The sequence below is a fragment of the Cupriavidus sp. U2 genome (genome assembly GCF_009663685.2).
Classification (GTDB): domain Bacteria; phylum Pseudomonadota; class Gammaproteobacteria; order Burkholderiales; family Burkholderiaceae; genus Cupriavidus; species Cupriavidus necator_C.
Genome location: NZ_RCOG02000028.1, coordinates 95,721 through 116,884, shown reverse-complemented (window position 1 = coordinate 116,884; position 21,164 = coordinate 95,721). Strand labels below are relative to the sequence as shown.

General features: G+C 59.4%; 17 protein-coding genes and 2 pseudogenes. 11 read left to right on the top strand and 8 right to left on the bottom strand.

What is annotated here, in order from left to right:
- Positions 1-58 precede the first annotated feature (58 nt).
- The 4 genes from D9X30_RS23090 to merR form a co-directional block, all read right to left on the bottom strand.
- Entirely contained in the window at positions 59-460 is a 402-nt protein-coding gene (locus tag D9X30_RS23090; protein ID WP_029050939.1) for a hypothetical protein, read from the bottom strand.
- Between the two features lie 127 nt (positions 461-587).
- Entirely contained in the window at positions 588-1,055 is a 468-nt protein-coding gene (locus D9X30_RS23085; protein WP_029050940.1) for a hypothetical protein, read from the bottom strand.
- A 125-nt stretch (positions 1,056-1,180) separates the two neighbouring features.
- Positions 1,181-1,549 carry a hypothetical protein gene (locus D9X30_RS23080; protein WP_153950368.1) on the bottom strand — a complete coding sequence of 123 codons (369 nt, stop codon included), beginning with the start codon at positions 1,547-1,549 and terminating at the stop codon, positions 1,181-1,183.
- Positions 1,550-1,926: 377 nt separating this feature from the next.
- Entirely contained in the window at positions 1,927-2,337 is a 411-nt protein-coding gene (gene merR, locus D9X30_RS23075; protein ID WP_092601797.1) for a mercury resistance transcriptional regulator MerR, read from the bottom strand.
- 71 nt (positions 2,338-2,408) lie between these two features.
- Between merR and merT the strand changes: the two genes are divergently transcribed.
- From merT to merA, 3 genes are all read left to right on the top strand, one after another.
- Entirely contained in the window at positions 2,409-2,777 is a 369-nt protein-coding gene (gene merT / locus D9X30_RS23070) for a mercuric ion transporter MerT (protein WP_029050942.1), read from the top strand.
- The gene (gene merP / locus D9X30_RS23065; protein WP_249641063.1) at positions 2,774-3,049 is read left to right on the top strand and encodes a mercury resistance system periplasmic binding protein MerP; all 276 of its coding nucleotides are present in this window, start codon (positions 2,774-2,776) and stop codon (positions 3,047-3,049) included. Before merT ends, merP begins: the two co-directional genes overlap by 4 nt.
- Before the next feature lie 166 nt (positions 3,050-3,215).
- The gene (merA, locus tag D9X30_RS23060) at positions 3,216-4,895 is read left to right on the top strand and encodes a mercury(II) reductase (RefSeq protein ID WP_153950369.1); all 1,680 of its coding nucleotides are present in this window, start codon (positions 3,216-3,218) and stop codon (positions 4,893-4,895) included.
- A 91-nt stretch (positions 4,896-4,986) separates the two neighbouring features.
- Here merA and D9X30_RS23055 read toward each other — a convergent pair whose 3' ends face one another.
- Complete coding sequence (locus D9X30_RS23055; RefSeq protein WP_029050945.1) at positions 4,987-6,366, bottom strand: heavy metal sensor histidine kinase; 1,380 nt, start codon at positions 6,364-6,366, stop codon at positions 4,987-4,989.
- On the bottom strand, positions 6,363-7,049 hold the full coding sequence (locus D9X30_RS23050) for a heavy metal response regulator transcription factor (RefSeq protein WP_029050946.1): 687 nt from the start codon (positions 7,047-7,049) through the stop codon (positions 6,363-6,365). Before D9X30_RS23050 ends, D9X30_RS23055 begins: the two co-directional genes overlap by 4 nt.
- Before the next feature lie 181 nt (positions 7,050-7,230).
- Between D9X30_RS23050 and D9X30_RS29895 the strand changes: the two are divergent.
- From D9X30_RS29895 to D9X30_RS23025, 6 genes and pseudogenes are all read left to right on the top strand, one after another.
- Positions 7,231-7,794: pseudogene (locus D9X30_RS29895) on the top strand (multicopper oxidase domain-containing protein); the annotation flags it as partial.
- 138 nt (positions 7,795-7,932) lie between these two features.
- Positions 7,933-9,372: pseudogene (locus tag D9X30_RS23045) on the top strand (copper resistance system multicopper oxidase); the annotation flags it as partial.
- Positions 9,372-10,436, top strand: coding sequence for a copper resistance protein B (locus D9X30_RS23040; RefSeq protein ID WP_049815845.1), 1,065 nt, complete (start codon positions 9,372-9,374; stop codon positions 10,434-10,436). The pseudogene D9X30_RS23045 and the gene D9X30_RS23040, both read left to right, overlap by 1 nt.
- Before the next feature lie 43 nt (positions 10,437-10,479).
- On the top strand, positions 10,480-10,854 hold the full coding sequence (gene copC / locus D9X30_RS23035; RefSeq protein WP_029050949.1) for a copper homeostasis periplasmic binding protein CopC: 375 nt from the start codon (positions 10,480-10,482) through the stop codon (positions 10,852-10,854).
- Between the two features lie 4 nt (positions 10,855-10,858).
- Positions 10,859-11,782: a copper homeostasis membrane protein CopD gene (copD, locus tag D9X30_RS23030; protein ID WP_153950433.1), complete on the top strand. Its 924-nt coding sequence runs from the start codon at positions 10,859-10,861 to the stop codon at positions 11,780-11,782.
- 114 nt (positions 11,783-11,896) lie between these two features.
- A complete protein-coding gene (locus tag D9X30_RS23025) occupies positions 11,897-14,629 on the top strand; it encodes a heavy metal translocating P-type ATPase (RefSeq protein WP_349632240.1) in 2,733 nt (910 codons plus the stop codon).
- Between the two features lie 383 nt (positions 14,630-15,012).
- Here the strand turns inward: D9X30_RS23025 and D9X30_RS23020 are convergent, their stop codons facing one another.
- Positions 15,013-17,952 (bottom strand): Tn3 family transposase, encoded by a 2,940-nt coding sequence (locus tag D9X30_RS23020; RefSeq protein WP_029050952.1) that lies wholly within the window; start codon positions 17,950-17,952, stop codon positions 15,013-15,015.
- 1,467 nt (positions 17,953-19,419) lie between these two features.
- Positions 19,420-19,755, bottom strand: a complete 336-nt coding sequence (locus D9X30_RS23015; RefSeq protein ID WP_153949546.1) for a hypothetical protein — start codon at positions 19,753-19,755, stop codon at positions 19,420-19,422.
- Between the two features lie 285 nt (positions 19,756-20,040).
- Between D9X30_RS23015 and D9X30_RS23010 the strand changes: the two genes are divergently transcribed.
- Together D9X30_RS23010 and D9X30_RS23005 are read left to right on the top strand one after the other, a co-directional pair.
- Positions 20,041-20,433, top strand: a complete 393-nt coding sequence (locus D9X30_RS23010; RefSeq protein WP_153949547.1) for a hypothetical protein — start codon at positions 20,041-20,043, stop codon at positions 20,431-20,433.
- Between the two features lie 74 nt (positions 20,434-20,507).
- Complete coding sequence (locus D9X30_RS23005) at positions 20,508-21,137, top strand: ATP-dependent DNA ligase (RefSeq protein WP_228771056.1); 630 nt, start codon at positions 20,508-20,510, stop codon at positions 21,135-21,137.
- The last annotated feature ends 27 nt before the right edge of the window (positions 21,138-21,164 follow it).

Here is a 21,164-nt window from a genome sequence, read left to right as displayed (position 1 = left end):
CAACGACCACCGCTCCCGAGAGATAGGGAGCGACAAGGAAGTGGCGTGGCTTCGGAGGCTAGGTGCGGAAACAGCAGTGAAGAATGGCGTGCGGTGGTGGTGGCGCGCGCGGCTGGGTGTGTGCATGCCGAGCGATGACCGGCGTGGCATCCAGCACCGGAGGCTCGATGATGATGCCGGCGAGGACCGGGATAAATGCGGGAATCTGCGGCACAGCGTGATCGGCGTACTTAGTATCGGCCTGGCAATGGCCCATACAAAACGCCTTCTCGCCATTGTCCTGCGCGGCATCCTGTTCGGCCATGTCGGCGCAGGACACCATGGCGTCCATCGACGGCTGTTCCGCCGGCACGTTCACGCCAATCGTACAGGCGTAAGCGGCCGTTGCCAGTTGAACTGACAGGAACACAACCAGAAGGAGTCCGGCAATCCACGAATGCCGGCGGGCGATGTGACGCACGATCTACGGGTATCTCAAACTAGCGCCAAGCATAACCGCTTTTCGATGGATTGCAAGAGCGTACCTTCAGGCACGCCGGCAGCACGATCGGCTGCCGGCGCTTCCAAGCGACAAGACGAGGGTTGCGTTATGCCAGCGACGACATATCGCTGACGCGCGCGCCATCGGTGTACGGATCGCGGGCGCGTTCCGGTGGGGCCGATACCCCCGTCCGGTCCATGCCGGCCACGCTCAGCGCGCCATCGGTGAAGACATTGCGCTGCTCAATGCGGCCGCCATCCAGGTACGGACTCCGTTCGCCCAAGACCGATGCAAGCGAGTTACCCCATATGCGGTTGGAGACCGTGTCTGCATCGGTGGTGGTGCCGTGCGTGTCGAGGGCATTGCTCATCCATTGCAGATGCGCATCGGACGAAGACACCCGATGCATCATCTGCATGCATTGATCCTTCATGGCCTGATTTTCGGCGGCCGTCACATTGGCTTGATGTGCAGCCAGGCGAGCTCGCTGGATGACATCCCAATCCGGACCGGCAAACGCAGACGTGGCGAGTCCAGCGAATACAAAAGCAGTGGCGATTCTGGCGAGGTTCATGATGGTCCCCAATTGAGTGATTTGATGTTCATACCTGCTGGGTTAGCGGGAAGCACAAGCAGAGCTTTGTCATACCCGGTGATCAACGGTGGATGCCTGCCATCAGCCGGTCAGGCATCGGAACATCAAGGCCTCAGTCGGGCCGTCGCCAAATAGATTGGTACAGACGAGGGGGCTGGTTCGCCTCGCAGCGACAACGACAGTTTTTGCGCAGTCACGGAAGCAGGACGCCAGACCAGCTCGCAGGTTCGTGTTGGCGGGCCACCGGCACCAGGAGGATGCGGCTGTGGTGCGTTTACTGGGCTACCGCGAAGATAGCTTGCACAAAACGCCGGTTGATCGTCGTCGACGCAGCCAATTTGCTGCATGGTGGTCACTTTGCCGCTCGCCATGTCAGTCGGACAGACATAGGCGGCCGATGCTGAACCGGTCAGCAGCAATGCTGCGAGCCAAGTCCAGGCAATAAGGCGGCGAACGGTGATCGAATTTTTCATTTCTTAGGGTGGTGGCGACCTGAGCGCACCTGAAGCCTAGAAATTCCCACCATGGGAACGTCAAGAACTTTATTTGGATTCATGCCTCTTTTTCGGAATCGTGCCGGTACGTGGGCCAGTGGAGCGTATTAACGGAAACAGGTGTTTCACGCATGTACTACTTTCAGGCCGGCACTGTCTCGGCACGTATCGGTGCCACATCGTGATACAGACGAATACAAAGATCTTGTAAAGGTGGAGGCCTCACGATCACGAAGGAAGCAGCAGGCAGAAAAGTCTCTGCCTGTCAGGCGTGACTAATTTTCGCTGGCAGAAAAGCCGGTGGCCGGCCATCGCTAGACCGCAACGGCTCAATCCAGAAATGAAAGTGCCGGTGGTCATTCGCCTCGTTGCAACGAGGCAATCAATGGGCATGACACGTTTCCCCTGCGCAAATGACACGCGCGTACGAGCTGGACGAGTATCTCTTCCATGCGCCGGAGGTCGACGAGTTTCTCCTGAATGTCCTGCAGCTTGTGTTCAGCAAGGCTGCTCGCCTCCTTGCAGTGTGTCCCATCCTCCAGTTTCAGCAGGTCCGAGATTTCGTCGAGGCTGAAGCCCAGCCGCTGGGCAGATTTGACAAACCGTACCCGCTTGACGTCCGCTTCGCTGTAGCGGCGGATGCTGCCATACGGTTTCCCGGGCTCGAGCAGCAGGCCCTTGCGCTGATAGAACCGGATAGTCTCGACATTGACGCCGGCCGCCTTTGCGAAGGCGCCGATGGTGAGATTTTCGATTTTGTTTTCCATACCGCTTGACTCCGTACTTAGGTACGGAAGTAACGTTACGCTACTCATCGGCAATCCGGAAGGGCAAGCGTATGGCGGAATCTCGGAAAGGTCGCGGCGCGCTGCTCGTCGGCGGACTGGCTGCAATCCTCGCATCAACGTGCTGCCTCGGGCCGTTGATGCTCGTCGCGCTGGGTGTCAGCGGAGCTTGGATTGGCAATCTGACATTGCTCGAACCTTGGCGTCCGGTTTTCATCGGCGCTGCACTGGTGGCGTTGTTCTTCGCTGGACGGAGTATCTTCCGGCCCGCAGCCGTGTGTAAGTCGGGCGAGGTCTGCGCAATTCCAGAGGTACGCGCCGCGTACAAGCTTATGTTCTGGATCGTCTGGCTGCTGATCCTGATCGCGCTCGGGTTCCCCTACGTGCTGCCCCTATTCTACCGGGCGTGGAGTTCATTGTGAAAAAGCTGCTTGCTGCTCTGGGGCTCGTTGTCGTCACGGCTCCGGCCTGGGCCACAACCCGGACGGTCACGTTATCTGTATTCGGCATGACGTGCGCTGCTTGTCCGATCACCGTCAAGCATGCGCTTTCGAAGGTTGCAGGTGTAGAAAACGCGAATATTCGTTTTGAGCAGCGAGAGGCTGTCGTGACATTCGACGATAGCAAGACGACCTTCCAGGCACTGACCAAGGCCACGGCGGCCGCAGGCTATCCTTCATCGGTCAAGCACTAACGTCGCGGAAATACTGCGATGTCGCTTCTCACAATCCGGGATCTATTTTCCCCGGCGCGCGGCGCGTCTGTACTATCGCGACACGCGTGATTTGCGCCCGGCCATCATGCGCAAAGGATGAAGGATGGTGCATCCAACCAAATCTATGAAAGAATGGAGCAAGGCTATGATGACCTTGAAGATCGATGGGATGACCTGCGTTAGCTGCGCCGAGCATCTCAGGAAGACGTTGGAAAAGGTACCTGGCGTGCGCTCGGCAGAGGTTTCCTATTCCAAAGCCCTGGCCAATGTGACGGTCGAGGAAGGAGTTAGCCACGACGCGCTGGCTGCGGCGGTGACGAAGGCCGGCTACCATACCAAGGTTGCTGACGTGCCACCCCGATCTGCCGACCTGCCTGACAAGACGCCCGGTTGGGAAAGGGCTAGTGGCAAGCGCAGCGGCGGCGATAGCGCGTTGCGGGTCGCCGTAGTCGGCAGTGGTAGCGCTGCCATGGCGGCGGCGCTGAAGGCCGCCGAAAACGGCGCCCAAGTGACTCTGATCGAGCGCGGAACCATAGGTGGCACGTGCGTCAACGTCGGCTGCGTGCCCTCCAAGATCCTCATCCGTGCAGCCCACATCGCGCATCTGCGGCAAACAAGTCCCTTCGACGCAGGGATCACTGCCATGACGCCAGCCATCGACCGGCCGCGCCTGCTCGCCCAGCAGCAGGCGCGCGTGAACGAGCTGCGCCACGCCAAATACGAGAACATTCTCGACACGATCCCGAACATCCATGTCCTACGCGGCGAGGCACGCTTCACCGGGAGCCATGCACTCACCGTGACGCTGAACGCTGGCGGCGAACGTGCGGTGTCGTTCGATCGCGGCCTGATTGCCACGGGTTCCACTGCCGCAGCACCGCCAATTCATGGCCTGAATGAAACGCCTTACTGGACCTCAACCGAAGCGCTGGAGAGTGAGGTCGTCCCCAAGCGGCTCGCCGTGATCGGGTCGTCGGTGGTCGCGTTGGAACTGGCGCAGGCCTTTGCGCGGCTGGGTAGCCATGTCACCGTTCTGGCTCGGCACACACTCCTTTACCACGAGGACCCGGCAATTGGCGAAGCCATAACCGCGGCCTTTCGCGCCGAAGGCATCGAGGTGTTGACGCAGACCCAGGCGAGCCAGGTAGTACACACCGATGGCGAGTTCGTCCTCACCACGAACCACGGCGACGTGCTCGTCGACCGCCTGCTGGTAGCAACTGGCCGCTCGCCCAACACAGAGGGTCTTAGCCTGGCAAGTGCCGGGGTGCAGCTCGACGAGCGTGGCGCCATCGTGGTCGACACGGGGATGCGCACGAGTGCACCGAATATCTATGCGGCCGGCGACTGTACCAATCTGCCGCAATTCGTCTACGTTGCGGCGGCCGCCGGTACGCGCGCGGCGATCAACATGCTCGGCGGCGAAGCGCAGCTCAATCTAGATGCGATGCCGGCGGTCGTCTTCACCGAGCCACAAGTTGCCACTGTCGGCTATAGCGAGGCGCAGGCGCATCGGGAGGGCATTGAGACCGACAGCCGCACGCTGACGCTCGATAACGTCCCGCGCGCGCTGGTGAATTTCGACACACGCGGCCTCATCAAGTTGGTGGCCGAGACTGGCAGCGGCCGGCTGATTGGCGCGCAGGCGGTGGCGCCAGAAGCGGGTGAACTCATTCAGACGGCAGCGATCGCCATCCGCGCAAGGATGACCGTGCAGGACCTCGCCGACCAGTTGTTCCCGTACCTGACCATGGTCGAAGGGCTCAGGCTTGCCGCTCAGACCTTCTCGAAAGACGTGAAGCAGCTCTCGTGCTGCGCAGGATAATCCGTAACGAGTGATTCGCGCGCTGTAGTCGACCTGCCTCTGCCCAAAGCGGAGCCTGTTTGTTTCCCATTTTTTTCAAGAACCACATTTCTCATTTCGCAACGTGGGGGAAGGTCATGACAAATCGTGTGTGGCCACCGTGGGACTGAACGAGAATTGTGCCGCCGTGGGCGGTCAAGATGGCCTTGGTGATCGACAAGCCGAGCCCAACCCCCTCGGCGTCAACACGATTCCGCGACTTGTCAGCGCGAAAGAACCGATCGAAGAGAGACGGCAAAAGTTCGGGATCGATTCCCGGACCTTGGTTCTCCACGACGAGAGTCGCATTGCCATCGTCTTCCGAGGCGGTAACTACGATCGCCTTCCCGTGGGGCGTATACCGCAACGCATTGGACAATAAGTTGCTCAATGCTCTGCGCAGCATCAGTCGGTCGCCGCGAATGTGAGCTTCGCCCTGCACGGAAAGGCAGATTCCCTTGTCATCGGCCAAGGCATCGTAGAACTCGAACAACGCTTTGACCTCTTCGCTGATAGTGATGGCTTCCTCGTTGGGGAGCGTCAGACCGTGTTCCATCTTCGCGAGATAAAGCATGTCCGACACCATGCGGCAAAGACGCTGAAGTTCTTCGGCGTTGGAGGCCAGCACTTCCCGATACTTTTCAGTATTCCTTGGCTGGGAGAGCGCGACCTGGGTCTGCGTCATCAGATTGGTGAGCGGCGTGCGTAATTCGTGTGCGATATCAGAGGAAAATTCTGTAAGCCGCCGAAAATCCTCTTGCAGGCGCCCCAGCATTGCATTGAGGGTGACGGCCAGATCAGCCATCTCCACCGGCACGGTCTCGACGGGCATGCGCGCATCCAGCTTGTGCGAAGTCACTCCACTGGCTCGGGCTGCCATGGTGTGCAACGGGGCCAAGCCGCGCCGCGCGGCCCACCATCCGAACAGGCCGCTGGCCATGACGGCGAGGGTGATATAGAACGCCAAGGACCGGCGAAATGCGTCCATGAAATGGGCATGGATGTCAGTATCCATTCCCACCAGTATGCGGAGCTTTCCGTCATCACCCGGCATGGTCGCTAGCGCTTGCATGCCGCGATAGACACGCCCATCCTGCCGCCAAAGCAGGTTGTCGTCACTCTTTCCGAGTGTGCGGACTGCATCAAGAGCAAGAGCGAAGTCGAAGCCCTTGGTTTGGTACAGAGTCCCACCGCTTTCGATCTGGACCCGTGCCACAAAACCAGGGTGGTGCTCCAGCATCTGTTCCAACTGCGCACGAACGTTGGCCGAGGGCGATTCCTTGGTGATCTTCTGGATGAGCCGAACACTGTCGCCAAGAACCACATAGTCTTCATTTGCGAAGTGCCTGTCCATCGCCAGCCAAATGAGGACGCCCAGACCGGACAATACGACCGCTGACGAAAACGAAAACAACAGAGTCAGCCGCACAGTCAAAGATAGGCGTCGCTTCATTCGTCGCCCTCCGGCACTTCGAGGACATACCCCATCCCGCGTACCGTCTGGATTAGCTTCGGTTCGAAACCGTCGTCGATCTTGGCGCGAAGGCGACGAATTGCAACGTCAATCACGTTGCTATCACTATCAAAGTTCATGTCCCAGATCTGGGAGGCAATCAGGGAGCGAGGAAGCACCTCTCCACGCCGACGCGCAAACAACTCTAACAGGGAGAATTCCTTGCTCGTCAGAACGATCTTGCGCCCGCTCCGGGTGGCTCTCCTGCGTGGCAGATCAAGGATGAGGTCACCAATCTGTATGCGATCGGCGGGCAGGCCGCCTGCGCCGCGCCGAAGTAGCGTCCTCACACGCGCTAGCAACTCGGAAAACGCAAAGGGCTTCACCAAGTAGTCGTCTGCACCTAATTCAAGCCCCTTGACCCGATCAGCAACACTGTCTCGCGCCGTGAGGAACAACACAGGTACTGCATTCTCGGTTGCCCGCACGCGCTGGAGTATCTTCCAACCATCCAGATCGGGCAGCATGACGTCCAAAATGAGAAGGTCGTACACCTCCGACATGGCCATGTGCAACCCATCCTGGCCGTTTCGCACGAGATCCACCACGAAGCCGGCCTCGGTCAGGCCCTGACGCAGGTATTCCCCCGTCTTAAGTTCGTCCTCAACGACTAACAACTTCATTAAAACCCCAGTGGATGCCGGCATAGCCGCAGTAAGACCGCCAGTGTATGCCGAGGCTCGTACATTACAGCGACCTTACGGGAATGCAATTTTTGGGTAATTCCAAGGTTAGTCCGCTTTCCCTAACCTGTGCCCATTGCTCCAATCCTCTGTAGCGAATGAAGTGTCTAAGGAAGCACTAATGCGATCGAAACTGTCTTCGGACATTGTCCTGCCCAAGCACATGGGCCTTTCCCGGCGCCGTTTTGTCCAAGGGCTTGCAGCAGGCGGGGTGCTCGGAGCTCTTGGCGGCCTGTCGACGGGCGGATGGGCGCAATCCAACTCCCCCACTCGTGCGGGGATTGGTACGGCTCCTGTGCTACGCGGAACCGAATTCGACCTTGTCATTGAAGATGCGGCGGTGAACTTCACCGGCAAAGCAGGGGTCGCGCAAACGATCAATGGGACACTGCCAGGGCCCACACTGCGCTGGCGCAAAGGTGACACCGTCACGATTCGTGTCACCAACCGGCTGCGGGAACCGACCTCGATCCACTGGCACGGTATCGTCCTGCCTTTCCAGATGGACGGAGTTCCGGGCATCAGTTTTAACGGTATCGCGCCAGGCGAAACCTTCACCTACCGCTTCAAGGTGGAACAGACCGGTAGCTATTGGTATCACTCGCATTCCGGATTCCAGGAGATGACGGGCGTCTATGGCGCCCTGATCATCGAAGGTGATACGGACCCCGTACGCGCCGACCGGGATTACTCTGTCCTGCTCTCGGACTGGACGGACGAGGATCCAATGCGGGTTCTCTCCAAGCTTAAGGTTCAAAGCGACTACTACAACTACAACCAACCCACGGCGCTCGACTTCTTCCGCGACGTCTCGAACGAAGGNGTGGAACAGACCGGTAGCTATTGGTATCACTCGCATTCCGGATTCCAGGAGATGACGGGCGTCTATGGCGCCCTGATCATCGAAGGTGATACGGACCCCGTACGCGCCGACCGGGATTACTCTGTCCTGCTCTCGGACTGGACGGACGAGGATCCAATGCGGGTTCTCTCCAAGCTTAAGGTTCAAAGCGACTACTACAACTACAACCAACCCACGGCGCTCGACTTCTTCCGCGACGTCTCGAACGAAGGTATTAAGGCGGCGCTGGACAAGCGGAAGATGTGGAATCAGATGCGGATGAATCCCACGGATCTGGCCGATCTGTCTGCAGCGACGCTCACCTATCTGATGAACGGCGTCACGCCGTCCGGCAACTGGACGGGGCTGTTCCGGCCGGGCGAGAAGATTCGCTTGCGCTTTGTCAACGGTGCGGGCAACACGTTCTATGACGTTCGCATCCCGGGGCTCAAGCTTAAAGTCGTTCAAGTCGATGGGCAGAACATTGATCCCGTTACGGTCGATGAATTCCGATTCGGGCCGGGAGAAACCTGCGACGTCCTGGTGGAGCCTACAGAGGAGGCGCACACGATTTTCGCGCAGTCGATGGATCGGACAGGCTTTGCCCGCGGCACACTGGCATCCCGCGACGGACTCGTGGCGCCTGTTCCTGCTCTTGACCCAGTGAAATGGCTCACCATGGCCGACATGATGGGGAGCATGGACCACGGCTCCATGGGACACGGTGCAATGGCCGGCATGGACCACAGCGCCAAGGGACACGCTGGAATGGCCGGCATGGACCATAGCGCCATGCAGATGGACCATAGCCAACACGGCGGCATGGCAATGGACCATAGGCAAAGCGCTTCGTCTGGCATGCACAACATGGCTGGAATGGATCCCCTTAGGGTTCCGAGCACCAAGGCACGGCATGCCCGCACGGAATATGGAGCCAGCACTGACATGCGCGTCGACATGGCACGCACGAATCTAGATGATCCGGGAATCGGCCTGCGCGATAACGGTCGCCGTGTCTTGACACTCTCGGACCAGCATACCATCGGAGGTCCCATGGATGCGCGCGGGCCGGGACGCGAAGTGGAACTGCATCTGACGGGCAATATGGAACGGTATAGCTGGTCGTTCGACGGTGTGGAGTTTGGAAGATCGACGCCGGTGTCCTTCAAGTATGGCGAGCGCCTGCGGGTCATCCTACACAACGACACGATGATGACGCACCCCATGCATCTGCACGGGATGTGGAGTGAACTGGAGGCGCCGGACGGCTCGTTCCAGGCAAGACGGCATACGATTCCCGTTCAGCCGGCGCAGCGCATCAGTTTTCTCGTGACCGCCGATGCGCTCGGCCGCTGGGCGTGGCATTGCCACCTCATGCTGCATATGGATGCGGGAATGTTCCGAGAAGTGGTGGTGGCGTGATGTCTCATATCAAAGGGAATTCCCGCGTGCACACATACAGGTCATCTCTTCTCGTTGCGCTCCTGATCGCTACTGGCATGGCGCCCGCCTGGGCGCAACACTCCCATGAGGACCACGGTTCCTCGCACGACGCTGCCGGAGCGCCGGCCACGCCGAAGGCGGAGAGCTCGCCGTCGGCCGCCATGGAAGGCATGGATCATGGCGGCATGCAAAGCATGGGGGGCGATGACATGCAGACCATGGATGGAGACCAAATCCAGACAATGGAGGAAGGTTCAACCGCACCCATGTCGATGGATCATGGCGACATGAATATGCAAGGGGGCAAGGCGCCGCCTGACGCCCGGGACCCAGATGCCTATTCGGGTGGGTATCAACTAGGCGTCGGGCAATACGCGCTAGGCCCGCATCGTCAGCTTCATATGGCAGACGAGCACACCTTCGCGTCGATCCTGGTGGATCGACTCGAATGGTCGCATGGTAGCGACAGCAATGCCGCCTCGTATGAAGCTCAGGCCTGGTTCGGTAGCACGTACAACAAGTTCGTGATCAAGGCCGAGGGGGAGGCCGAGAAAGGCAAGGTTCATGACGCTCGCACCGAACTACTGTGGGGCCATGCCATTGCCACTTACTGGGACACCCAACTCGGCTTTCGCAACGATGCAGGTTACGGACGTCCCGCGCGCAATTGGCTCGCCTTTGGCGTACAAGGTCTCGCTCCCTACTGGTTCGAAGTCGATGCTACCGGTTACGTCGGAACGGAAGGTCGCACCGCCCTGAGACTGTCCGCCGAGTATGAGTTGCTCATTACCCAACGCCTTATCCTGCAGCCGCGTATTGAAGCCAACGTGTATGGAAAGAACGATCCTGCTACCGGCGTCGGCAGCGGGCTCTCGAATGGCGCCGTCGGCCTCCGGTTACGGTACGAGTTCAGCCGTCAGTTCGCGCCCTATATCGGCGTGGAGCGTTATCAAACATTCGGCAACACTGCCGACATGGTCCGTTCATCAGGCGGACGTAGCGGTGAGACCCGTTTCGTCGCTGGTGTACGTGTCTGGTTCTAATAATTCAGCCCCCAACTTCAAAGGAAGTCCAGTGAAGTCCATCATGTCAGCAGCAAAGCCCCTCCTCGCGGTTGCGACGCTTCTTGCCAGCGCCGCCGCATTTGCCCATCCCAAGCTGGTCAGTTCGACGCCGGCCGATGGCACGGAAGGACCGGCGCCGCAGAAAATCGAACTTCAATTCTCCGAGAATCTAACCAAGCAATTCTCCGGCGCGAGCCTTGTCATGACAGGCATGCCGGGCATGAGTGATCACGCGCCCATGAAGGTTGCCGCTTCGGTTTCGGGTGCGGACGACCCGAAGACAATGGTCATTATGCCCAAAATCCCGCTCGTCGCGGGTAGCTACCGTGTGGAGTGGCGCGCGGTTTCGTCGGATACGCACCCGGTCAACGGCGTTGTGAACTTTAAAGTGAAATGAGCCCATGCAGGTCGAATGGCAAAGTATCCTGGTGCGGCTCCTCCTGTATCTGGACTTGATGTTGGTGTTCGGCCTGCCGCTCTTCGCGGGCTACTCATTGCGCCGAAATGAGTTGCGTTCGGAAGTCGCCTGCCGGTATATCAGATGGTCTGTTGTGGCCTGTGTTGCGGGCATTTGTTTATCACTGGTCGGCATGGCGGTCATGGCGAAATCCATGACAGGTGCCACCGCGTATTCGGAGCTGAGCGCTCACGTCTTCGAGATGATGATCGCGGGCACGGACTTTGGTATCGCCTGGGTTGCTCGCCTGGTCGCATTGAGCCTCTATATCGCCGGTGCGATCGCTCTGCGGAGGTGGCCGGTCATGCAGGTTTCCGCCTTGGCACTTACTGGCGCAGTGGCATTGTCCACCTTGGCGTGGGCGGGCCACGGCGCAATGGATGACGGCAATCTCCGCGTCATACACCTGCTGGTCGATGTGGCACACCTTCTGGCTGCTGGAGGGTGGGTGGGCGCGTTGGTAGCGTTTGTGATGCTCGCACGGTCAGCTCGGGCTGGTACCGTGCCGTTAAGGCTATTAGCGCGGACAGGGAACGACTTCGCCAAATTGGGAAGCATAATAGTTGTGACCCTCGTCGTCACCGGTGTGGCAAATTATTGGCTCATTGCCGGGGTGCCGTCGATGGCAGTAGCTGTCACGCCCTATGGCATTTTCCTGTCGACGAAGCTCGCGTTCTTCGTGGTCATGGTGGGCATGGCTACCATGAACCGATATCGGTTAGTGCCAAGGCTCGCTGCGGAAGTGGACTCCCCAACCGCGTCGGTCGCGGCAGATGCACTACGTAGAAGCCTGCTTGCCGAACTTGCGATTGGCTTGTTGGTTGTTACGGTGGTAGCGTTTTTAGGCGTACTGTCTCCCGAGGGATGATTCACCGCAGCGACAGTCTTTCACGTAGGAGCCTATGCCGGCGACGATAGTCTCCTTTCCAAGACCTTCGGTTTAGGTTGGTCGCCCATCCATGGATCTTGAGGAGCACGCTGAATGGACCGTAATAAGGCAGCCGCTTCACATGCCGGAGAAGACAACCACAACGGCTGTTCTCACGATGCGGGCGGTCATTTGCACGACCATTCTCCTAGCAGGGATGGTCACCGGACCGCCCATCATCCCTCCGAAACTGCCGGGCCGGCCGCGCTAAAAGACCCAGTATGCGGTATGGCCGTGACAGCCGACTCAGAATTTCATCTGGAGCTTGCAGGCGCGACATACTATTTCTGCAGTGCTTCGTGCGAGTCCAAGTTTCAAGCCGAACCGGGGAAGTTTGTCCAAACCGCTGCGCGAGCAGAGGGTGTGCCAGCGCCAGCGGGCACCATATATACCTGCCCGATGCATCCCGAAATCCGGTGGGATCATCCGGGCAACTGCCCCAAGTGCGGCATGACCCTCGAGCCGCTGATGCCCGGGCTGGACGACGAGGAAAACCCCGAGCTCACCGACTTTCGTCGCCGCTTCTGGGGGACGTTGCCTCTTACGGTCGTTGCGTTCATTTTGGCGATGTTCGGCCACAGGCTGGGTTGGATGGATGCCACTACACAGAGTTGGGTCGAGTTGGCGTTGGCGACCCCTGTGGTGCTGTGGGCCGGCCTGCCGTTTTTTGAACGCTGCGCCCGCTCATTCATCAATCGCAGTCCGAACATGTGGACGCTCATCGGACTGGGCACCGGTGCCGCATACATCTACAGCGTTATCGCTACCGTCATGCCCGGCGCGTTTCCGGATGCCTTCAGCGAGCACGGGCGAGTTGGTGTCTATTTCGAGGCCGCAGCGGTCATCATTTCCCTCACGCTAATGGGACAGCTTCTCGAGCTCAAGGCGCGTAGCCAGACATCGGCGGCTATCAAGTCCTTGCTGGGCCTGGCACCCAAGACCGCGCGCCGCATCAGACCGGATGGCATGGAGGAGGATGTTCCCCTGACGCACGTACACGTGGGAGATATGCTGCGAGTTCGTCCGGGAGAAAAAGTGCCTGTCGACGGCGTGGTCACCGAAGGTTCGAGTTCCCTGGACGAGTCGATGATTACCGGGGATGCCTTCAGCGAGCACGGGCGAGTTGGTGTCTATTTCGAGGCCGCAGCGGTCATCATTTCCCTCACGCTAATGGGACAGCTTCTCGAGCTCAAGGCGCGTAGCCAGACATCGGCGGCTATCAAGTCCTTGCTGGGCCTGGCACCCAAGACCGCGCGCCGCATCAGACCGGATGGCATGGAGGAGGATGTTCCCCTGACGCACGTACACGTGGGAGATATGCTGCGAGTTCGTCCGGGAGAAAAAGTGCCTGTCGACGGCGTGGTCACCGAAGGTTCGAGTTCCCTGGACGAGTCGATGATTACCGGGGAGCCAATTCCGGTGACCAAACGGGTTGGTGACCACGTCATCGGTGCCACGATGAACACCACGGGCAGTCTCGTCATCAAATCCGAGAAGGTGGGTTCGCAGACTGTCCTGTCGCAAATTGTCCAGATGGTGGCTCAGGCGCAGCGGTCCCGCGCACCCATGCAGCGCATGGCCGATCAGGTATCCGGCGTGTTTGTACTGGCCGTCATTGGTATTGCGTTGCTGACACTATTCGTCTGGGGGCTCTTCGGGCCCGAGCCTGGCTGGGTGTTTGGCCTCATCAACGCAGTATCCGTCCTCATTATCGCGTGTCCTTGCGCATTGGGTCTGGCCACGCCGATGTCGATCATGGTTGCGAGCGGAAAAGGCGCATCGAATGGCGTCTTGTTCCGGGACGCCGCTGCTATCGAAAACCTTCGGAAAGTTGACACGCTGATTGTCGACAAAACCGGCACGCTAACTGAAGGTCGGCCAGCATTCGACCGCGCGATCGGACTAGATGGATTTAGCGAAAACGAGGTGCTCAGGCTAGCGGCAAGCCTCGACCAGGGTAGCGAGCACCCTCTTGCGACTGCCATTGTCGCTGCCGCGAGAGAGCGCGGCCTTGCGATCGAAAAGGCTGAAGGCTTTGAGTCGGGGACTGGCATCGGCGTGCGTGGAATGGTTGCCGGCCGCAAGCTTGCCCTGGGCAACACGACTTTAATGCAAGAAGAGAGCGTGTCCATCGCCGCGCTGACGGGAGACGCTGACGCGCTGCGCGCCCAGGGCGCCAGTGTTATGCACTTGGCTGTGGACGGGACCCTTGCGGGAATTGTCGCCGTGTCAGATCCAGTGAAGCCTACGACATCTGAGGCCCTCGCGAGTCTCAGGGACGATGGCATTCATGTTGTCATGGCGACCGGCGACGGTGTGGCAACTGCCCGAGCGGTCGCCGCGAAGCTCGGCATTGGCGAAATTTTTGGAGAAGTTAAACCAGCGGACAAGTTGGCGCTCGTCACGGAACTGCAATCGGAAGGGAAGGTTGTGGCGATGGCAGGAGACGGCATCAACGATGCGCCGGCACTCGCGAAGGCCGATGTCGGCATTGCAATGGGAACCGGCACAGATGTCGCCATGAACAGCGCTCAGATTACCCTTGTAAAAGGGGATTTGCGGGGCATCGCTCGGGCTCGACAGTTGTCCGAAAGCACGATTCGAAATATGAAGCAGAACCTCGGTTTTGCGTTTATCTACAACGCCTTCGGTGTTCCTCTAGCTGCCGGCGCGTTGTATGCTTCCACCGGAATGTTGCTGTCCCCCATGATTGCCGCGCTGGCGATGAGCCTGAGCTCTGCTTCAGTGGTCGCGAATGCTCTGCGATTACGCAATACGAAGCTTTGATGCATAGCGACGGTCTTTTTAGTTTGGGGGTCTGTCGGTGTGCCATGTGTAGCATGAGCGGGAGATCGAAGCCTTTATCGCGCCAGCCGCGTACCGTGGGACGAACGGAGTGCTTGGGACGCAGACAATCCTGTGGAGGCGTCTCGTTGTGGATGGTGCGCAACGATCCTGCCGTGAGGAGGGGATCGGTTTCCTCGGTTCGGTACAGGTGCCGCTCCGACCAAGACACGGCAGAAGAAGCAGCCTGACAGGCCGGTACTCATCATCGTTGCTCATAGGGACTCGCCTCGTATCGCTCTTTCGCAGCGATGCCTTTCGCATCTGAGGCTAGCAATCGGCATTCGGAAAAACCTCGCTGGGTGGACGGCTCAAAGCTCTGCGGCTCATGCCGTACGCCACGTCGGCGGTATGGTCCGCACGCTTGTTGCGTTCGGCAGTAGCCGGTGCGCGTAGCGATCAATCGGGAAATCGAAAGTACCACGCAAGTTGATGCCTTCCAGACGAGTCGGCGCAATCTGGCGCAGGTCTTCGGCGCGCATGGATTCGCCGCCGATGGCCTCTATCGCCTCCAGAGCCTGCTGCATGTGCAGCGTGTTCCAGGCCATCACGGCATTGGTCAACAGCGTCAACGAAGACGAGACCGCTGCCAGCGACGCATCATGCCGAGCCAGTTCCAAGGGGATTTTTCCGTAGTGGATGGCCCGCTGGACGGTGTGCACAGCCTCGCCGCGATTCAAGGCATGCTGCATCTCCTGGCGGAACGCGGTGTTCGTGAAATAGTCGACGAGGAAAATCGTACGGAATAGCCGTCCCAGGTGCACCCCCGCCTCATACACGTGTTGCCCCCTTGCCGCCGCGCCAAAACGTGTCAACGCCTGCACCGCCGTGCATTGGCCGGTCTGGACCGATGCCGCAATCCTGACCAGTTCATCCCAGGCAAGTTCGATCAATACCAGACGGACATCGGCGTCCGCTACTGCGGCCAGTTCTGGCGGAACTGCATGGCCTTTGGGTACATGCAGCCGGCGATCACGCAGATGAGAGAGTCGCGGGCAGAGATCGAAGCCGAGCAGCCGTGACAGACTCATGGCGAAGTCGGTGTAGCCGTGGGTATCAACGGCGAGCTGCGTCACGTCTTCCCCGCCATTCTGACGAATCACGCCCTCGATGGCGGCGCCGGCTTGTCTCTCATTCAGGAGGATTGGCTGGTCGTAGAAGATGCCCCACCGGTCGCGGACATGGGTGTACATCCCAATCGACGCGGTACGCCGACGCGGGTCAGCCCGCGCTTGCCAGACCGAGCGCGTCGTCTCCAGGGACATCATGTCGGAAGACGCCAACTCGGCGCGCCCCCAATGTCGGGCGATGGGATGCTGATGCATGAAGGCAAGCACTGAATCAGCGGCTTTACGCAGTTTCCGCTCGTCCGCAATACGATGCATCATCTGACGAATCGCGCTTGGTGACAGTTCCGGCACCATGCGAGCGAGGTCCGCCGCAGACATTGAGGTCCCGTGCGCGAGCACCGCGGCATAGATCATGAGCAACTCGCTGCGAGAATACGGTTCTCGCCCCAGCAGAAGCCAACTGAAATGCGTGTGGCTGTCGATCTCCAGAAGAATTTCGGGCAGTTGTCCGTCTGGGTGCCTGTCAAACAGCGCGCGCCGCAGGGCCTCGACCGAAGCTTCGGGCCGCTTCGCCTTGAGTGGATCAACATGGATGGCGCTATCGATCCTTAACTCGCCCCGCACGGCGGCATCTCGCAGCCGGGCGAGCCCCGCATTGAGGTGCGCGACCACCGGATCCAAAAATGCTCTTGCGTCCTGCGGCAGTTTGAGATGGCCATAGAAGTGGTTGCGCCGCGCCTGCCAATCCTGGCCGGATATCAGCATGGTTGCTTGGCTGCGGAAGGCGAAGCTGTGATCCAGGAATACCGAGCCATTGCGTAGCGCCACCCGCAGGGCAAACAGCGTTCCCCATTCGAAGGCGGCCAGTGCTCGCTTACGGTCCTGCCCCTCCAATACTGGCTGCCAGACTCGCCCGAAGCGCACGGCAACCCGATTTGGTAGCCAATTGGCCTTCCGCGCATAGAGACTGCGCAAGATCTCCATTGCCTCTATCACTGGATGGGCGGACTGCGTGGCGAATGGCAGCTGGACCAGCCTGCCCAGCATGGCTCTCGCAAGCCTATGCCGAGACAGCAGCTGCTCACGGATCATGCTGGCACGGCTTCGCAGGTGATGCTGGCTCGTTGCGGCGTCGGCCAACGCATCCAATTGTTGGCAGAGCGTTTCTCGCGTGAGCGTGTCATCGGCGATGAGCCCTTTGACGGCTGCCGCAAATTCTCGCAGCTGGATGTCTGGATCCGGTCGGCCAGCGTCGATGAGCCGTCCTGCGTCGTTGACGGATTTGCGAATCCAGTGGCGCAGCATGGACGACATCTGGTCCGTGGCGGCACACAAGGCATAGCGCAAAAAGCAAGCGGTTTCCAGGCGGCGGGATTGTTGCACCACGCGTTTGCTGACCGAGGCCGGTCGATTGGCGCAACGTCTCGCGTAGTGCCGTACGACCGCCTCGTTGCAGACCGCCGGCCAGCGACGTTGGATGCCCAACTTGTACAGCCGCTCGATCTTGTCAAACAGCTCCCCCATTTGATGCGTGGAGCTGCGCAATGGAACCGCCCACAGCCATTGCTGCAGACTTGCTTGACTGCCTTCCGGGCGAGGTAGCAAGGCCCCCCAAGAATCAAGCGATGCCTCGCCATAGGCGAGCACCAACGCGTCGGTCAATGCCGCCTCGGAAACCTCCACGGCCTGACTAATGAGGCGTTTCAGCGCACGGTCATGCGGGATCAGAACACGATGCTCGTACAGCCACCGCTTCAGTTCGTGCAGCATGTCACTGCGACTAGGTTGTCCCGCTAAGCGCTCTTTGAGCCAACGCGTCACGTAGCGTCGCTGATGCTCAGCCATCGGGCGGAAACCAAGCGCCTGATAGGCGAGCATCTGATGGTCCACCAGCGTGTCGGTCCGCCCGTCATACAGGGCGCTCAGCGTGCCCATATCCGGTGGCGTGATGCCGAGTTGGGCGCCAACATATGCCCAGAGAAATTTCGGAACCTGCTTGGAGGCGTCAAGAGTGCGGCCGGTCATACGGACAAAGCCGATATGGACGGCGCAGGCCAGCCGGTACGGATAGCTGCGCCGTGCGTCGATCAGGGCGCGCTCCTTGGGAGAGAAAGTGAAGAAAGTGGCGAGCTCGAACTCGCTGAGCTCGCGCGGCATCTGTCGCATGCCGAGATACGCCAGTTGCCAGTGATCCATCGCGCTTTCTCCCAAGCGGTAGACGGACCGCCGAGATTAACGGCAAGAAGACTGAGACGCAATGAGCCGCCTAGTACATGCCTCATATGGCACTTCCGACATTCAAAATCTTGAGTCAGTAACCCATTGATTTACATGACTATCGTGTTGGCGGTTGCCCGGAAACCCGCATGAATACGCGGGGTCGCTATCCCGGCAAACTGCAGCAATATCAAGGGCACCCCCAATAACTGCCCGAGTTGCCGCTTGCCCCACGGGCAGAGGCTCGGCCAGCAGCGACATTTGTTGTCCGTTTTCTCGGTGACCGGTGAGGGTTGATGGCTTCATATCTGTATATATATACAGTACAGCCGCCGTCATCATCAAGGCCAAAGGTGATTGGTATCTGGTAGCTATCGGATAGCCATAATAAAGCTTATGTTAAATGGATCACGGCGTGATCCACCTCCGAAAAGCGCCATCAATGCAGGCGGTTCCATCAGGCGAGCGTGTTGCTCGCGGTGGCGCTTCCCTGGTCCTGCAGCGCATGGGCACCGATGGCAGCGCGCTCGCCTGATGGCCCGCTCCCTGAACCATATTCACACGCGGCGGTAGTAGCTCGGCCATGGGATGGCGTAGTCCTCGCCCTGGTTGCTTCCTGTGAGGGTGAGTCGCCTTCATCGACTCCCTGCATAGCGGCGCCATCGCCTTCCATCACGCGCAGACCGCCCACTGGCTCTGCACCCGCGCCTGTCCCGTCTCCCGATCCGTTGGCTTTGGTCCCGCTTCCGGTGTGTCAGCTGTTTACGGATTCGTCACACGTTACACAACACGCTGTGCCGGACGCATCCGAAAGGTGTAATGTCTATTTACGGGGTGACGGTGCGATACGAAGTCAACTCGGGATTCACGTTCGCAGATATTTGACTAGCCTTGAGATAGGCCCAGGCATGGCCCGGTGGTAGCACACCGGGCCAGCACTGGTTTGCAACGTAGTAGATGATGGGAACGGAAATGAAGCCCGATAACTTCATCGCTCTCCTCATCGTTTTAATCGTAGTGATGCGCTACTACGGTTGATCCGATGACCCCGGCCGAGCTCTCGCTCGGCCGGCTTCAACAACGTCGCTGATTGCATGCTAAGTAGGCATCGGCTGGGTGTCAACGTGAAGTTAGCATTCTCCGCACTGCAGCGAACCCTTGTTGTTGCAGGCGACGTTTTGGGGGCAATTGTCCAGGTCTAGCGAGGTTTCCTTGCCGTCGCAAACGCACACCAGCCATTTGCAGCCTTGTACCTTGCAGTTTCTGCAGGAGTTCCTGTAGGAGCCATTTGGCACCGCGCCTTCGGGTCGGCAGTTCTGCGCGAGCAATTGGCTGGGTTTGTTGGCCCATATCGGTGCATTATCTTTCGCTGGCGTCGATTCACCGAATGAGAATGTCGGAAGCAACATTGCGGTTATCAAAATTAATTTTTTGAGCATATGTTCCTCACTGGATTTCCAACGACGCAGGTTGGCCCACTTCAATGCCGTTCCATCCTTGAATGCAGTTGAAATTAGGCCCAACCGCACTACTGCAATCGCCCGGCATGTTTTCGCGGCGATAACACATATACTGGCCTTCCTGGCCAGTAAATACCTGCCCCGCTTGGGCCTGGCCTGAATATGTGACAGGCAACTTGTTACCATCCCCGTTGCCGTATGGGCCAATACGTATTTCAAGTTTGCAGAGGTAACGCTTAACCGTCCCCTCCGGGTAACTCGCAAATGTGGACACAGGTATGGCGGCGACGATAACACCCGCAACGATCAGCTCCCCCCTCATTTGTCGCTCCTATTGTTATTTTCTGCGACTTTAGAACCAAATTAAAGGATGTCAACTAAATCGATTTCATGACGGTAATAAGCGTTGCTTAATATGTAACAGTTCCGATATTTCGTTGGCACCTGCTGGTGCAAGCAGCCATCGCTAAGGACGCCAGTGGGTGCGTGGAGGTTCGCTTTAAGGCTGACAATAGATCGTTGCTAAGAAAACTTATCGCAATGGCGTTTCCTACCGCATGATTTTCGCCGCTACAATGCGCCTCAACTTTTAAAGGCCGGGGGAGCAATGGCACGTAGATTCAAGGTGGGCATGTGGAACCGGTTCGCCATTGTGGTGACGCTGGCAATCTCCATCGGATTCCCGATCTATTTCAAGGACTCGCAGGATAGCAATCGGTCTAGGCTGCACGCGGAGGTGCTGATGGGATGCATCCACCGGATGGAGGCGGCACGCCCTGGCGCAAACGTCTACCCCGAGGCTAGTGATATCTGCTCGAAGGAAGCCAGCGAGTTCATGCGTACCTACGGCTCGAGCGGGATAAACAGCCCGTCTAAGTTCCTGCAAGCGGTGCTGTTCACGCTGTTCATGTGCGGGCTCGGATACGTGGGTATTCGCCTGTTGGTTGGCATTGGTCGCTGGATACTGCGCGGGCGCTCTGCCAACGAACTTCCGCAATGACGTAGGCGGGTCGGCGACAGCGGGCAAACGCGCACCGCGCGATACTGACGGCACCGCGCCACCTGGAGTCCGCCATGCCGCGCCGGCCGCCCCTCGGGCTCGTCGCTTTGCAGCTCGAGCACATCACGCCCATGCTGGCCAGGCCGGCCAAGGAATTGCCGCGCGGCGGCTCGTGGCTTTACGAATTCAAATATGACGGGTACCGCGTCCTAAGCACGCGCGAACAGGTGCGAACGCGCGGCGGCGCTGACGCCACCGCCTGGTTTCCGGAGATTCCCGCCGCCCTGACCGCCTTGCCCCCTGGCCACCACATCATCGATGGCGAGGTTTGCGTCCTCGAGCGCGGCGTATCCAACTTTCTGCAGCTGCACGAGCGCGCGATGCGGCGGCGCTGGTACGCCGGCGCGGCGCCGGTCGTGCTGTGTGCTTTCGACCTGTTGGTGCACGCTGGCCAGGACGTGCGCGGCCTGCCCATAGAGGAGCGCAAGGCGCGGCTGGCCGACCTGGTGGCAGGCCTGCCCAGCGTGCTCTACGTGAGCGGCATCGATGACGGGCGCGCGGCCTGGGCGGCCGTGCTGGCGCTTCAGCTCGAGGGAATCGTGGCCAAGCGCGCGGGCAGCCTCTATGTGGCGGGCCCGTCCCTCCAGTGGCTCAAGATCAAACGGCCAGGCGCCACTCTGCCCGGCTTCAAACGCGACCTATAAGAAAGGGGCGCCAAAGCGCCCCCCCAA

Coding starts and splice junctions, on each gene's coding strand:
- D9X30_RS23085 (WP_029050940.1), bottom strand. CDS start 1,055: ATGAACCTCGCCAGAATCGCCACTGCTTTTGTATTCGCTGGACTCGCC.
- merR (WP_092601797.1), bottom strand. CDS start 2,337: ATGGAAAACAAAATCGAAAATCTCACCATCGGCGCCTTCGCAAAGGCG.
- copC (WP_029050949.1), top strand. CDS start 10,480: ATGTCAGCAGCAAAGCCCCTCCTCGCGGTTGCGACGCTTCTTGCCAGC.
- D9X30_RS23020 (WP_029050952.1), bottom strand. CDS start 17,952: ATGGATCACTGGCAACTGGCGTATCTCGGCATGCGACAGATGCCGCGC.
- D9X30_RS23025 (WP_349632240.1), top strand. CDS start 11,897: ATGGACCGTAATAAGGCAGCCGCTTCACATGCCGGAGAAGACAACCAC.
- merA (WP_153950369.1), top strand. CDS start 3,216: ATGATGACCTTGAAGATCGATGGGATGACCTGCGTTAGCTGCGCCGAG.
- merT (WP_029050942.1), top strand. CDS start 2,409: ATGGCGGAATCTCGGAAAGGTCGCGGCGCGCTGCTCGTCGGCGGACTG.
- D9X30_RS23005 (WP_228771056.1), top strand. CDS start 20,508: ATGCCGCGCCGGCCGCCCCTCGGGCTCGTCGCTTTGCAGCTCGAGCAC.
- D9X30_RS23010 (WP_153949547.1), top strand. CDS start 20,041: ATGGCACGTAGATTCAAGGTGGGCATGTGGAACCGGTTCGCCATTGTG.
- copD (WP_153950433.1), top strand. CDS start 10,859: ATGCAGGTCGAATGGCAAAGTATCCTGGTGCGGCTCCTCCTGTATCTG.
- D9X30_RS23040 (WP_049815845.1), top strand. CDS start 9,372: ATGTCTCATATCAAAGGGAATTCCCGCGTGCACACATACAGGTCATCT.
- D9X30_RS23015 (WP_153949546.1), bottom strand. CDS start 19,755: ATGAGGGGGGAGCTGATCGTTGCGGGTGTTATCGTCGCCGCCATACCT.
- D9X30_RS23055 (WP_029050945.1), bottom strand. CDS start 6,366: ATGAAGCGACGCCTATCTTTGACTGTGCGGCTGACTCTGTTGTTTTCG.
- D9X30_RS23050 (WP_029050946.1), bottom strand. CDS start 7,049: ATGAAGTTGTTAGTCGTTGAGGACGAACTTAAGACGGGGGAATACCTG.
- D9X30_RS23080 (WP_153950368.1), bottom strand. CDS start 1,549: ATGAAAAATTCGATCACCGTTCGCCGCCTTATTGCCTGGACTTGGCTC.